This is a genomic window from Exiguobacterium sp. E17S, assembly GCF_057772545.1.
Window position 1 is genome coordinate 929,266 of the sequence record NZ_JBYLRU010000001.1, and the last position, 14,887, is coordinate 944,152.

A 14,887-nucleotide genomic window follows, 5' to 3' on the forward strand; every position below is an offset into this window, starting at 1 on the left:
ATCCCCTTTCGAATATGGTCATACAAAGTTCAAGACTACGTCTAGCACCCGAGGCTGGCGATGAGGAGCGTTACGTAGGTTATGACGGAAAGCGCTTTCAGTATTCATCCTAAAACAATGGCTCACACACGTTTACGGATGACGTGGAAATCAAACTTATCTGCTCGGAAATAGTTCGCTGAAAAAAGAACGGAACGGTCGAGCTCATCATAATGCGTTTGACGCAAAGCGAGCAGAGGTTGGTCCGTATGTAATTGTTCAGCGATTTTCGGATCAATACGTGGCTCGATGTGCGTCACGGCATGCGTGACACGTCGTCCAAGTTCTTTTTCTAAAGCATCAAATAATGATGTCGAAGAGGTGAACTGCTCTTCATTTTTAATATAATGGCTTGGAATCTTATCGATACAATAGACGACAGGAACATCCCCTGCGAGTCGGATTCGTTCGATTCGATAAACCAATTCATCCGGACCAAGTTGAAAACGCTCTCGGTCGCGCTCAGTCGGTTGGACCATCTCGGATGATAACACTTCTGATGTCGGAACCATACCTGCGCGCGCAATCATTTCTGTTACGCTGTACAATTCTTCGATTCCAGAAGTAAACGGTGGTCTTGCATTGATAAACGTACCGACACCGTGTTTACGGATGACGATGTTCTCATCTTCAAGAATTCGTAAAGCCTCTCGAAGAGTAGCTCGACTGACGCCAAGTTGCTTTGAAAGTTCAAACTCTGAAGGGAGCTTCTCGCCTTCCTTGTAAACGCCGTCATCGATGTCAGACTTGATCTTTTCAATCACACGTAAATAAAGCAAACGATGATCTAATTTAATCGACATGACGCATCTCCATCCTCTATCTAGTTGTAACCAGTGCTCAGACTTCTGACGTATGAGAACTCCAGCCAAGATAAGTATATGACGCCCAACACAATCCTGCAATCATTTTGTAACAGGTTAGAAGTCTGACTTCTGGCGCTTTTGTAACCCTTTTCATAACGCAATCAATAATGGAAGAAAATAGGGCATTCTACCTAAGAATGCCCCTTCTTTTTTCAACGCTTATTGCTCAGGTACTGCGATTTTTCCAGAAACGACATCTGTTTTTGCTTTCTCAAGCGCAGTCAACGTCTTCTTCGAAATCTTTTCAGATGGTACGATATCAACGCCATCTTCTTTCAGACCATAACGAATCGTTTTGCCGCCCTCGAGTTTACCGTCCTTCGCTGCGTTTGCTGTATCTTCGACTGCACGGTCGACACGTTTGATGACAGAAGTTAATGTAACATCTTCCGGCATACCCTCTTCTTTTTGGTCTCGGTCGACACCGATGACTGAGACGTTTTCACCGTTTTTCTTACGGTTCTTCGCCTCTGTGAAGACACCGTTTCCTGTACCACCTGCTGCTGGGAAGATGATATCTGCGCCTTTACCATACATTCCAGCTGCGATCGCTTGACCTTTTTCTGGAGCTGCGAAGTCTTCCGCATATTGGACATCGATTTTAATCTTCGGATTGACGGATTTGGCACCTGCTTCGAAACCGGCACGGAAACGCTCGATGACGTCCATCTTCATCCCACCAACGAAACCGATGTGATCTTTTTTCGTCTCCATTGCAGCAACGATCCCTGCAAGATACGCTCCTTCATTTTCCTTGAATGTGATCGACGTGACGTTTTTTCCTTCAACGACGTTATCGATGATTGCGAATTGTGTGTCTTTGAATTGATCAGCAACTGTTTTGATATCCTCATTGAACGTGTTCCCGATTCCGAAAACTAAATCTTCTCCCCCACGAGCAAGACGTGATAGATTCGGCTGATAATCTTGTTGCGATTTAGATTGTAGATAAGAGAACCCTTCATTCTTTTGAAGTTTGTTGTCTTTACCGTATGCTTGCAGACCTTCCCAAGCGGATTGGTTGAACGATTTATCATCGATCCCACCCTTATCGGCTACCATCGCTACAGAGAATTGATCTTTTTGATCGGCTTTCTCACCTGAACCACCACAAGCAGCAAGACCAACCGTCGCTACTGACATCATCGATACGATTACCTGTTTCTTCTTCATTTCATCCATCTCCTCTGCAATTATGAGAGCGCTTTCATTATCTATTTGTGAAAAAGCCGCTCCCAGCCCTCGTGTTGAAGGTCGGTCACTCATATGACTGAGTATGCCAAAAACACTACTGAAAATCAACAGACGTCTGACAACTATTTTCATGAAAACGATTTTATTTTTGATGCATTTATGAGTTTTTCCAGTCATTTCTATTTATACAAAATCATCATGTCTTTTTTTCATGTGTCTTTTCTTTTTTTCGAGACACCGGTTCTTATCTATACATTTTTTTAGAAAAGAAAAGAAGCCTTGGAATATTCCACGACTTCCTTTCTACTCGATTAACGTCCCATGACGCGACGTGGTTTAGATCCTTCAGATGGACCAATCAGACCGTTTTCCTCTAACGCATCAATAAGACGGGCAGCTCGGTTGTAACCGATGCGGTACTTTCTTTGAATCATCGACGTAGATGCCGTCTCTTGTGTCAGAATGAACTGGACGACCTCATCGTAAAGTGGATCGTCAACCTCTGTTTCGCCCTCTGGCACATCTTTTGGAATCATCGCTTCAACATACTGTGCCTTTTGCTGACTGATGACATGATTAACGACCTTCTCGACTTCTTCGTCCGATAAAAAGGCTCCTTGTACACGGACCGGTTTGTTCATGCCGTTACCAAGTAACAACATATCTCCTCGTCCGAGCAATTTATCAGCACCTCCCGTATCAAGAATCGTCCGCGAGTCGGTTGCGCTCGATACACTGAATGCGATCCGCGACGGGATATTCGCCTTGATGACACCAGTGATGATATCAACACTCGGACGCTGAGTCGCGATGACCATATGAATTCCTGCTGCTCGTGCCATTTGTGCAAGTCGCATGATCGCATCTTCGACTTCGTTTGACGCGACCATCATCAAGTCGGCTAACTCATCGACGATGACGACGATGTACGGTAATCGTTGATGCACTTTTTCCTCAGCATTCATCTTATCGATCAATGCATTATAGCCTTCGATGTTACGCGCTCCGTTTTGACTGAAGATCTCATAACGACGTTCCATTTCTGAGACGACCTGTTTTAACGCCTGCGCTGCTTTTTTCGGATCGGTGACGACCGGCGCTAAGAGATGCGGAATCCCGTTGTAGACGTTCAATTCGACCATTTTCGGGTCAATCATCATCAAACGGACTTCATCTGGTCGTGCCCGCATCAATATCGAGACGATCATCCCATTGATACAGACCGATTTACCGGAACCGGTCGAGCCGGCAACTAAGACGTGTGGCATCTTATTCAACTTCGCTGTCACCGTCTCACCAGAAATGCTTCGTCCGAGTGCAACGAGCAAACGATCGCTGTCGGATTGGACGCTCTCCGCTCCTAGTACTTCTCGAAGTGATACCATGGCGACTTCACGGTTCGGCACCTCGATTCCAACAGCCGCTTTACCCGGAATCGGTGCTTCGATCCGGATATCTTTTGCGGCTAATGCTAGCGCTAAGTCATCGGCGAGTCCCGTGATTCGACTAAGCTTGATTCCTTGTTTTGGTTCAATCTCGTACTTCGTGACACTAGGTCCGAGGTGAATCTTTAAGACTTTTGCTCCGATCCCGAATGACTTTAAGGTCGCAATCAATTTCGTCGCATTGTCCTTCAATCGTTTGTTCTCACCGGACAAGTCTTTCGATGTTGGTTCTGCTAACAAATCAAGCGACGGCAATTGATAACCGTCGGGTGTCTCTGTCATCGTCAACGGTCCTTGTGTCTCCGCTGCTTGCGGTTCAACGTGATCCGTGAAACCAATGATCGGAACGTCTTGAATGTTGACGGAAGGATCTTCTGCTTCTTGTTCCGTTTCGATCGGTTCCTCGACAGTTGCTGGTCGCAACGTCTTCGGTTTTTTCTCACGAACCGGTTTCGATTTCAACTCTTTTTCGACACGAGGACGTGGTGTTCGTTCACGATTGCGAAACTCTTCTGCGCGTTCCCGAAGCCCAAGCCACAGCTCACCATAAAACGATGGGCGTAGGATATGAACGGCCGTTCCGATGAAGAACAGACCAATCAAGAAGGCACCCGCGCTCGAAATATAATAAGCTGCGTTTTGATAGAGCCATCCATTGAGAATGCCACGCGGTGCTCCGAGCAATAGATCAATCCAGACGACTGAACCCATCAGTAACATCGACCATGCCCATTTCTGAGCACGTGACGCATTCGAGAGTAGTAAAAGTAGCACAGCACCGATTCCACCATATAATAAGGAGCCGAACTGACCAATTAACCGTTCTCCTCCATCAGCTAGCATCAGTCCGACTTTACCGAACTCCCCAAATGCGAGAACGAAGGCAAGTAGTGAGACGATTGCGATGATGGTCGCATATGTACGATACGCAATCGGCTGACGCTGTTTCTTCGCTGCCGGTCGTTTCCGTGGCGGCGTTTTTTTTCGTACGGGTTTTCGTTTTGTCGTCGCCATACGTCATCCCTCCTGATAAAAAAACGGCTCAGTGGACCAGGTATTGGTCAATCTGAGCCGCTCGTTTGTTAAATCTCCATGATGATCGGAAGAATCATCGGGCGGCGTTTCGTCTGTTCATAGAGATAAGCACTCAGTTTATCTCGAATCAACGACTTCATCTCCGTCCAATCCAATTCTCCGTTTAATTTACCTTGTAGTTGTTTCGCAACGATTCGGTTCGCTTCATTGATCATATCCTCTGATTCACGCATGTAGACGAATCCGCGAGAGATGATTTCCGGTCCCGAGACAATCGTTTTGTTTTTCCGGCTAATCGTAATGACACAAAGGACGACACCGTCTTGCGATAACAAACGACGATCACGAAGGACGATGTTTCCGACATCACCCACACCGATTCCGTCGATCAAGACGTTTCCGGCGTTCACTTTGCGCGACATCCGTGCTTTGCGCTTCTCGAACTCAACGACATCCCCATTCTCGATGATGAAGATGTTGTTCGCATTGACGCCAACCGTCTGTGCGAGACGACTATGTGCCTTTTGCATCCGGAATTCTCCGTGAATCGGTAGGAAGAATTTCGGTTTGATCAAGTTGAGCATCAGCTTCAGATCTTCCGCATGACCGTGACCGGACACGTGTACTTTCCGTTGGTTGTAAATGACATTCGCACCAGCACGGAATAAGAGATCGATCGTTTTCGAAACCGACTTTTCGTTACCTGGAATCGGCGAAGCCGCAACGACGACCGTATCGTTCAAGCGAATATTGACTTGCTTATGTGCGTTACGCGCCATTCGTGTCAAGGCTGCCATCGGCTCACCTTGCGATCCTGTCGTCAAGATGACGACTTGGTTATCGTCGAGGCGGTTGATGTCAGATAGATCAATCAATGTTTTCTGTTTGAAGCGTAAGTAATTCAAACGCTGTGCCACTTCGACGTTATTGACCATGCTACGACCGACGACCGCTACTTTTCGATTGTTCGCTTCTGCTGCCGCAAACACTTGTTGTAGACGATGAATGTTCGAAGCGAATGAAGCGACGATGACACGACCTGGTGCCTCATAGATGACGTCGTTCAGTTCAGAACCGACGATCGATTCTGATCCAGACATCCCTGGCCGCTCTGCATTTGTTGAGTCAGACAGTAAGCAAAGCACTCCCCGTTGACCAATTGCTGCAATCTTCCCGAAATCCGCCTGTTTTCCATCAACTGGTGTGTAATCGAACTTGAAATCCCCTGTATGGACGATTGCACCTTGAGATGTTTGAATACATACCCCGACTGCATCCGGAATCGAGTGGTTGACCCGGAAGAACGTAATAAAATGACCTGCAACGGTTAATTTCGTCTTGGCATCAATTGGACGAAGATCTGCCTTTTTCAATAAACCGGCTTCTTTTAATTTGTGTTCAATCAAACCGAGCGTCAAACGTGTTCCGTAAACCGGTACTTTTAAGTCACGCAAGACGTAACTGAGTGCTCCGATATGATCCTCGTGACCATGGGTAATGAAAATCCCTTGAATCCGCTCTTTGTTTTCTTTTAAATAACTGATGTCTGGAATGACTTTATCGATTCCAAGCATCTCGTCTCCTGGGAACATTAATCCGGCATCGATGACGAAGATGTCCTCGTCGAGTTCGACGACGTACATGTTCTTCCCGATCTCACCGGCGCCACCAAGAGCAAAGACGCTTACTTTTTCCGTCTTCTTCTTTGACACAACATGACCTCCTATAATTCATATTCACTTTTCGTGAGCCGTCCACTTATCACTATCACTATTCTAGCCGAATTTTCACAATCTGCCAACAATCGGACTAGGAAATCTAAAAAAAAACGTCATTCCTGCCACATTACTCCAGGAATGACGTTGATCACGTATTCAACAAATCTTCGACCTCTTCCGTTCGTTTCGCTTTTTCCGAACGGCTTGGACGTTCACCAGCCTTCAGTTCGTCGAGCGAATACCCGAACGTCATCTCGAAATGAGGATAGTCGACGAATCGTTTCCAATCGCCTCCCCATTCGAAACCGAGCGCTTTTCCGATATCCGCGACTTCACGCCAATCACTTTTCCCTGACCGATTCCCATCATACTCAAGATCATATGAAATCTCTCCATTCACGAGCTGAACGAAATCGACAGCGAGTCCATAATTATGCATCGATTCACCACCACGTGCATTCGTGACGACTTCACCTGCCTTAGAACGTCCTTGTTCATAAAGCGCGTTCTGTTGCTGAATCGAGCGGTATCCTTGCGTAATCTTGATATCGATATTGTAGCACGAATGCGCCACACGGATCAGATCCTTTGCCCCTGCTTCGACAGCAGGGTGGAGACGCTTCAGGTTCGTCTCGCTTGCATTAATCAAACGATTTTCTCCCGCTACGTCCCGTGGACAACTATCAATCCCGAGCTCCGGTTGATCCATTAAAATCGTCGGCATCCGATTCATGGATGCCGCAAGAAACAATCCAATCGCAAACATCGTCAATAAAAATACGATCCAACCGAAGATTGTTCCCCGTTTCATCAGCGGCGAAGCTTCTTCCGAAGTTTTTGTAGAATCGGTAACCCAGTCTCTAGCAACAGATAGAGCGGACGATTGAGTACATAATCGAACTCACCGATTTTTTCAATCATCCGGCTGCCCCAACCAGATTTAAAGGCGTAGAGTCCTGCGTAATGATCATCCGGGTCTGTCGAACCACTGACTCCACCGAAGTCATAAGAGAGCGCGCCATGTTCTTTCGCATATTGCATCATCGTCCATTGCATCAAGTGGTTCGGCATGAACTCCCGATATTCGTTCGATGAAGCGCCATATAAGTAATACGAGCGACGACCAGCAAGCGTCAAAAGACCACCAGACAGGATGACACCGTTTGGATGTTTAGCAGCAATCGTCATCAGTTCTGTCTTCGACTTCTCTGCTTTTTCGATTTGTGCTGTCGTCTGCTCCAAGCGATTGTTTAAGCTTTTTAGCTTCTTCTCGGCCGTCTCTTTCTCGAGCTGACGATGAATTTTCGAGAGTTCCTTGTCAGCTTGAAGTAATAAGGCTTCTGTATTCTCAAGCGCACGAACGACATCGAGTTTCGTCAAAAACAAGACCGCATCCCCTTTTGGGTGAAGATGATCGTACAGATTTTCGAAATAATCCAGACCACGGATCGAAAAACCATCCCGTTCGCCCGTCTCGACCATCAGCTTTGCGAATGTCTTTAGCCCTTCGCGATCCGCTTGTTCGCATACGATCCCTTTACGTTCAGCAAGGCGGACGTTGTAGCGGAACTTCGAATGGAAACCGTCGAAGATCTCTTTTTCTGTCCCTACAAGACTCGTCTCCATCGTAAAGCGTGGTTGCGCATAGTCAAAACCGCCACCGAAGCCGTTATGTTTGAATCCGAGTCCTTGCATCTCCTGCAACAGACCAGGATATTCTTCCCGCTCGACGTTTGGATCAAATTTAATCGCAATTGCCTTCTGTTGTTTTGCGACACGAATCGCTTCGTCACGAAGGGCGCGAAGTGCGTCCGTATCCGTATAATCGACGACGAAACCGCGCGGTGCATAACAAAGCGTGAACGGTAGCTTCGGTACTTTCTTGAACAAAAGAAGACCAACTCCGGCAATCTCACCGGAAGCCGTTCCGACCGCGATCCGTTCATGTGTCCATCCTGTCGCGCTTTTGACTTCTCCCCATGCTGGAAGCTGGAGTAAGTCGCCTTTGGGATGTGTTTTTACGAATGTTTCAAATTGATCTATGGTTACAACGATTGGTTGATAAGTCACTTCTGTTCCTCCATTTGCCGTATCATCTCTTTGACGATGATTTCCTCATCGAGCGGGAATTTCTCATCCCCAATGATTTGATATTTTTCATGGCCCTTACCGGCTAAGATGACGATATTGTCTGGTCGTGCGAGTCGCGCTGCGTAACGCACGGCCTCTTCCCGATCACCGATTTCAACGAACTGATCGTGAGTCATCCCTTTGGCGATGCCGGATGTAATCGACTCATATGCTTCATATCGTGGATCATCCGTCGTGATGACGACGGTTCCTGCGTACGTCGAAGCGAGTTCGCCCATTTTTGGTCGTTTCGTCACATCGCGATTTCCACCTGTCCCGATCAGGAAGACGATCTTTTCCTTCGGTACGTCAACGAGTGCTTTCAGACACTGTTCGATGCCGTCAGGCGTGTGCGCATAGTCGACATACACGTTATATCCTTCAATCGGCAAGCGTTGCATCCGACCTTTTGCCGGACGGATTGCTGAAATCGCGCCTGCGATCGTCGCTAGATCATATCCGCAAGACAAGAGGATCCCTGTCGCAAGCAACAGATTGTAGACGTTGAAGCGACCGATGAAATTCGCCGTGACATCGACTTGTTCTTCCTTGTACAGCATCGTAAACGTCGTTTGTTGAAGCGACTGTTCAATCGCTGTTGCTCGTAGGTCAGCTGCGTTGTCGATGCCGTATGTCATGACACGAGCACCTGTCATCATCTCATACAGCTCACTCGTCGGATCATCCGCATTCAAGACCGCAACTTTCTCTGTCGACAGCCGTTGACCGAGTTGTGCGAACAACAATCCTTTGGCACGCGCATAGTTTTCAAATGTTTTGTGGAAATCAAGGTGATCATGCGTCAGATTCGTAAATCCCGCAACGTCGTAATCGACACCCGTTACCCGACCAAGCTCTAATCCATGTGAAGAAACTTCCATGATGACATCTTGGACATCTTCTTCATGCATCTGATGCAGAAATGCTTGTAACTCGGAGCTTTGTGGTGTCGTATTGCGACTTGGCACGACGCGGTCACCAATCTTGACTTCAACCGTACCGATGATGCCCGTCTTCCGACCAAGGTGCGCTAATATATCACGGACGATCGTCGTCGTCGTCGTTTTCCCATTCGTTCCCGTAATACCAATCATCCGCATCTTTTCAGAAGGATAATCATAGAATTTGCCAGCCAACTCGGCAATGGCACGTGATGTACTACGAACAAGAATGACAGGAATCGACACGTCGACCGGTTGTTCCGCGACGATTGCGACCGCTCCTTGTGCTTCCGCCTGTTTAGCATAGTCGTGTCCATCAACAGTATATCCTTTGATGGCGACGAACAATGTTCCCGGTTTAACATCCCGTGAATCGGTCGTAATGGACGTAACGTCCACTTCTACCATTCGTTCGATTTTTTGCGTCTGTATGACTTGAATCAATTCAGCTAAATTCAACGGTATTCCTTCTTTCTCGACATCGTCATTTCATATGTTTCATCTATTCCGTTCTGCTATCATGCTTCCTCTTCTTCGTCTGCCGGAAGAATATAGGCCTTTGCCGGTTCCTCCGAAAAGATGTGCTCAATCAGCCCCTCGATATCCGTTGGACGAATCCGTTCGACATCCGCTAACACTTCTTCAAGTGATGGGTGACGATGCAGATGCAACTCATTTCGGGCGTTTCGATTCATGTGACTCGATGTGCCTTCGTTCCCTAGAATCAGAGAACCTTTCAGCTGTTCAATCCCATCTTCGAGTTCCTTCGTCGATAATCCATCCTTTTTCAAGCGATCGATTTCAGCAGCAAGGACCTGTTCGACCTCTTCGACTGATTCCGGAGACGTGCCGACATAGATCGTGAACGTTCCATGATCGTCAAACGTCGTGTAATAGGAAAAGACTGAATAGGCAAGACCGCGTTCCTCTCGGATGGATTGGAACAAGCGACTCGACATCGTCGCACCGAATGCATTATTGAGTAAGGCGAGGGCAGGCAAACGTGGGTCAGCAGAAGGAATCGCACGGAAATTATAACAAATATGAGCCTGCTCCGTATCCTTTTCCTTACGAATCACACCATTTTGTAACCTTGGCTCTGTCGTCTCGCGTGTCTTCGATCGTGATTCGAGAATCGACATCCGCTCTTGAATCTGCGCAATCAACTCGTCTGAGACGTTTCCGGCAACGGAAATGACGATTTGATCCGGAGCATACGCTTCTTCGAGATATCGTCCGATCATCGCACGATCAATCCGAAGCACACTCTCTTCCGTTCCAAGAATCGGTCGAGCCATGACATCTTCTCCGTAAGCCGCAACAGCTAATAACTCATGGACGAGATCATCCGGTGTGTCATCGTACATCTTGATCTCTTCAATGACGACCTTTTTCTCTTTTTCCAGTTCATCCGCGTCAAACGTCGATTCAAGGAACATGTCCGCCAATACGTGAAAGGCTTCTCCTGCATGTTCATCTAGTGTCTTGACGTAATAACACGTTTGATCCTTACTCGTGAACGCATTAATATTTCCACCAAGTCGGTCAAAGTAAACCGCAATCTCTTTTGCCGTATGGCGTTTTGTTCCTTTAAACATCATATGCTCGATGAGATGACTGATCCCATGCTCCTCGATCTGTTCCGTCCGGCTTCCTGCTTGAATGAAGATTCCGGTCGCGACGCTGCGTGCTTCCGGCATTCGTTCAACGATCAGTCGAACTCCGTTTTCTAATTGTATCCGTTCGATCATAGTAATTCCTCCAAATATAGGAAACAAGGTGGCTCTCGTTGCATTCTCTGCACCGTCGAGCCACCTTGGATTCATTAGTTACGACGTGGTGGACGTTGTCCGTCACGTGGTGGGCGTGAACCCTGATCCCGGCGTGGCGGGCGGTTCTCACGCTCTGTCTTTTTCTTTTCTTCATACGCTGCACGATCTTCTTCGCTTAAGCCTTCGACGAGCAGGACTTTGTGCGAAGCGTTGACGCGTCCCTTGTCATCGATTTCTGTGACACGGACTTTTAGCTTATCTCCAAGTTTGACGACATCTTCCGTTTGACCGACACGGTTAAGTGCGAGTTCCGAAATGTGGACGAGTGCGTCTTTTCCTTTGAACAATTCGACGAATGCACCGAATTTCTCAACACGACGAACTGTTCCATCGAACTCTTCTCCGACGACGACTTCACGGACGATATCTTCGACCAATTGACGGGCACGATCGATGCCAGCTTGATCCGTCGATGCGATGAAGACGGTTCCGTCTTGATCGATGTCGATCTTGACGCCTGTCTCATCGATGATACCGTTGATGACTTTACCACCAGGTCCGATGACATCACGAATTTTATCTGGATTGATTTTGAGTGTGACGATTTTTGGTGCGTATTGTGACAATTCGACACGTGGTTCAGCGATGACCGTTTGCATATGCTCAAGAATGTGCAAACGACCAAGACGTGCTTGTTCGAGTGCTTCTTCGAGGATTTGACGCGTGATCCCGCCAATTTTCATATCCATTTGCAGAGCTGTGACACCTTCGTGAGTTCCAGCGACTTTGAAGTCCATATCTCCGAGATGATCTTCCATCCCTTGGATATCTGTCAAGATCGAGTAATTGTCGCCTTCCATGATCAAGCCCATCGCAATACCAGCGACAGGTGCTTTGAGTGGAACACCCGCATCCATCATGGCAAGGATCGAACCACAGATTGAAGCCTGTGATGAAGAACCGTTCGACTCAAGGACTTCCGACACGAGACGAATCGTGTACGGGAAATCGACTTCATTCGGAAGAACTGGTAAGAGTGCGCGTTCTCCAAGTGCCCCGTGACCAATTTCACGACGACCTGGTGCACGCATCGGACGTGCTTCTCCGACTGAGAATGGCGGGAAGTTATAGTGGTGCATGAAGCGTTTCTCTTCCTTCAGACCAAGGCCATCGATGATTTGAGCGTCACCCGCAACACCGAGTGTCGCAACAGACAAGACTTGCGTCTGACCGCGAGTGAACAAACCTGAACCGTGTGCACGTGGTAAGAGACCGACTTCTGAATCGAGTGGACGGATCTCAGCAAGACCACGACCATCTGGACGAACTTTGTCTTCCGTGATGAGACGACGGACTTCGTCTTTGACGAACTTGTTGAGAACGCCTGATACTTCTGCCAGTTGCTCTGCTGTGACTGACTCGTCAGCTGCATACAACTCGATGTATTTTGCGATGACTTCGTTGATGGCAACGTCACGTGCTTGTTTTTCTTCGACTTGAACTGCTTGTGTGACTTCTGCCAATGCTTCTGCTTTCAGGCGATTGACGATTGTCTCATCGAAGCTTGATACCGTATAGTCGAACTTCTCTTTACCGACTTGTGCGACGATCTCCTCTTGGAAAGCGATCATTTCCTTGATGACATCGTGTCCAAGCAAGATCGCTTCAAGCATTGCTTGTTCCGATACTTCCTTCGCACCTGCTTCGACCATGTTGACGGCATGTTTTGTTCCGGCAACTTGAAGGTCGATATCGCTAACTTCCATTTGCGCTGAAGTCGGGTTCACGACGAACTCTCCGTCGACGCGACCGATCGTCACGCCTGCGATTGGACCATCGAATGGAATATCCGAGATCGAAAGGGCAATCGAAGCCCCGATCATCGCAGCGACTTCTGATGAATTATCAGCATCTGACGAAAGGACCGTCGTCGCCACTTGTACGTCGTGACGGAAACCGTCCGGGAATAATGGACGGATCGGACGGTCGATCAGACGCGAAGTCAAGATCGCACTCTCTCCAGGGCGTCCTTCACGTTTGAGGAATCCACCTGGGATTTTCCCTGCCGCATATAATTTTTCTTCATAGTTCACTGTTAATGGGAAGAAATCTAAGTCCTTCGGTTGTTTTGATGCAACGACCGTAGCAAGAACGGCTGTATCGCCGTAGCGAATCAATGCTGCTCCGTTCGCTTGTTTTGCTAATTGACCGATTTCAATCGTTAATGGACGTCCACCGAGTTCGGTCGAAAACGTCTGTTTTGTTTGTGACATGCACAAATCTCCTCTCACTGCTATCCGTTTTTTCATTCAAATCTAATTATGTAGGTTCTTGCGCAAAAAGTCCATGAATCGGCAAAAAAAAGAAACAGGAGACGATGCTCCTGCTTCCCTACCTCGTTCTCGTCGGGATTAGCGACGAAGACCAAGACGCTCGATCAACGAACGGTAACGTGCAACATCCTTGTTACGAAGGTATGTGAGCAAGTTACGGCGACGACCGACCATTTTCAAGAGACCACGACGTGAGTGGTGATCCTTTTTGTGTGTACGTAAGTGATCGTTCAAAGTTGTGATCTGTTCAGTTAAAACAGCAACTTGTACTTCCGGCGAACCAGTATCGCCTTGTTTCGTAGCATATGCTTCGATGATTTCGTTTTTACGTTCTTTTGTGAGTGCCATTGTCACTCCACCTCCATCTTATGAATGACCGTATTCCCGAGCATCGGATGGTGAGACCAGATGCCAAGCGAATCGGCTGTACGTGATCGTACTGACCTATCATAACGAACCCTGTCCGTACTGTCAAACGCTTAATCGTTCATTTGCCTCTTCACGGTCCCGCGCCAGTTGTTCTTTCAATTGATCGATACCATTGAAGGCTTTTTCATCGCGTAAGTAAGCGATCCATTCAAGCGTCAATTCTTGACCATAAAGATCCTCATCAAAGTCAAGAAGATGTGTCTCAATACTGACGTCTCCCGTCTCATAAAACGTCGGGCGTCTTCCGACGTTCGTCATCGCTTTGAATCGACGACCGTCCGCTAAGCGAACGAATGTCGCATATACACCGAGTTTCGGAATGACGTAAGAAAATTCCGGACGCATGTTAGCTGTCGGGAAGCCAATTTGTCGACCGCGTGCGTCACCGTGAATGATTGTACCTTTGATTTGGTAGGGTTCTCCAAGCAAACGTGCAGCCGGTTCGACTTCTCCTGCAGCAAGTAAACGACGAATCCGGGTTGAGCTGATTTTTTCTGCTTCTTCTTGGAACTCTGCTACAACGGTGTGTGTGAACGTGCCCCGACTATGAAAATCAAGCGTCGTCATTTTGCCAGCTCCGAAGCGACCGTAGGAATAATCAAATCCAGCGACGACATGCTCTGCACCGGACGCAATCAGATATTCATCGACGAAAGCTTGCGGTGACAATTCCGAGAAAGGAATCGTGAACTCAATTACATAAACACGATCGACACCAAGGCGTTCGATTTTCTCTAATTTACGTTCAAGCGGCGTGATGTAGCGGACCGGTTCATCCCCTTTACCAAGTACTTGTTTCGGATGTGGATCAAAGGTCATGACAGCCAAAGGCAGGCGACGAGCCTCCGCTTCTTTCCGTGCTGCTGCGATGACTTGCTGATGTCCGAGATGTACACCGTCAAAAAAGCCAAGTGCGATGACAGCAGGGGCTTTTTGAGGCTGTTCCGGATATGTCAAATGTATGATGTCCATGATGCTCTCTCCG

At 47.6% G+C, this 14,887-nt stretch carries 11 protein-coding genes; all 11 read right to left on the reverse strand.

Annotation, left to right across the window (positions count from 1 at the left end; all coding sequences use genetic code 11):
- Positions 1-122: 122 nt before the first annotated feature.
- Entirely contained in the window at positions 123-842 is a 720-nt protein-coding gene (locus tag AC3B4V_RS04910; RefSeq protein ID WP_023468666.1) for a GntR family transcriptional regulator, read from the reverse strand.
- A 222-nt stretch (positions 843-1,064) separates the two neighbouring features.
- Positions 1,065-2,078 carry a BMP family lipoprotein gene (locus tag AC3B4V_RS04915; protein WP_488377920.1) on the reverse strand — a complete coding sequence of 338 codons (1,014 nt, stop codon included), beginning with the start codon at positions 2,076-2,078 and terminating at the stop codon, positions 1,065-1,067.
- A 332-nt stretch (positions 2,079-2,410) separates the two neighbouring features.
- Entirely contained in the window at positions 2,411-4,558 is a 2,148-nt protein-coding gene (locus AC3B4V_RS04920) for a DNA translocase FtsK (protein ID WP_488377921.1), read from the reverse strand.
- A 68-nt stretch (positions 4,559-4,626) separates the two neighbouring features.
- Complete coding sequence (locus AC3B4V_RS04925; protein WP_023468670.1) at positions 4,627-6,291, reverse strand: ribonuclease J; 1,665 nt, start codon at positions 6,289-6,291, stop codon at positions 4,627-4,629.
- A gap of 154 nt (positions 6,292-6,445) precedes the next feature.
- Positions 6,446-7,108, reverse strand: coding sequence for a M15 family metallopeptidase (locus AC3B4V_RS04930; RefSeq protein ID WP_488377922.1), 663 nt, complete (start codon positions 7,106-7,108; stop codon positions 6,446-6,448).
- Positions 7,108-8,367, reverse strand: coding sequence for a lipid II:glycine glycyltransferase FemX (locus AC3B4V_RS04935; RefSeq protein WP_029342035.1), 1,260 nt, complete (start codon positions 8,365-8,367; stop codon positions 7,108-7,110). Before AC3B4V_RS04935 ends, AC3B4V_RS04930 begins: the two co-directional genes overlap by 1 nt.
- Entirely contained in the window at positions 8,364-9,827 is a 1,464-nt protein-coding gene (locus tag AC3B4V_RS04940) for a UDP-N-acetylmuramoyl-L-alanyl-D-glutamate--2,6-diaminopimelate ligase (protein ID WP_075642534.1), read from the reverse strand. The genes AC3B4V_RS04935 and AC3B4V_RS04940 overlap by 4 nt, the downstream gene beginning before the upstream one ends.
- Before the next feature lie 59 nt (positions 9,828-9,886).
- On the reverse strand, positions 9,887-11,119 hold the full coding sequence (locus AC3B4V_RS04945; protein ID WP_488377923.1) for a M16 family metallopeptidase: 1,233 nt from the start codon (positions 11,117-11,119) through the stop codon (positions 9,887-9,889).
- A gap of 74 nt (positions 11,120-11,193) precedes the next feature.
- Positions 11,194-13,413, reverse strand: coding sequence for a polyribonucleotide nucleotidyltransferase (gene pnp, locus AC3B4V_RS04950; RefSeq protein WP_488377924.1), 2,220 nt, complete (start codon positions 13,411-13,413; stop codon positions 11,194-11,196).
- Positions 13,414-13,551: 138 nt separating this feature from the next.
- Positions 13,552-13,821, reverse strand: a complete 270-nt coding sequence (gene rpsO / locus AC3B4V_RS04955; protein ID WP_023468676.1) for a 30S ribosomal protein S15 — start codon at positions 13,819-13,821, stop codon at positions 13,552-13,554.
- A 123-nt stretch (positions 13,822-13,944) separates the two neighbouring features.
- Complete coding sequence (locus AC3B4V_RS04960) at positions 13,945-14,874, reverse strand: bifunctional riboflavin kinase/FAD synthetase (RefSeq protein WP_488377925.1); 930 nt, start codon at positions 14,872-14,874, stop codon at positions 13,945-13,947.
- Between the last annotated feature and the right edge of the window lie 13 nt (positions 14,875-14,887).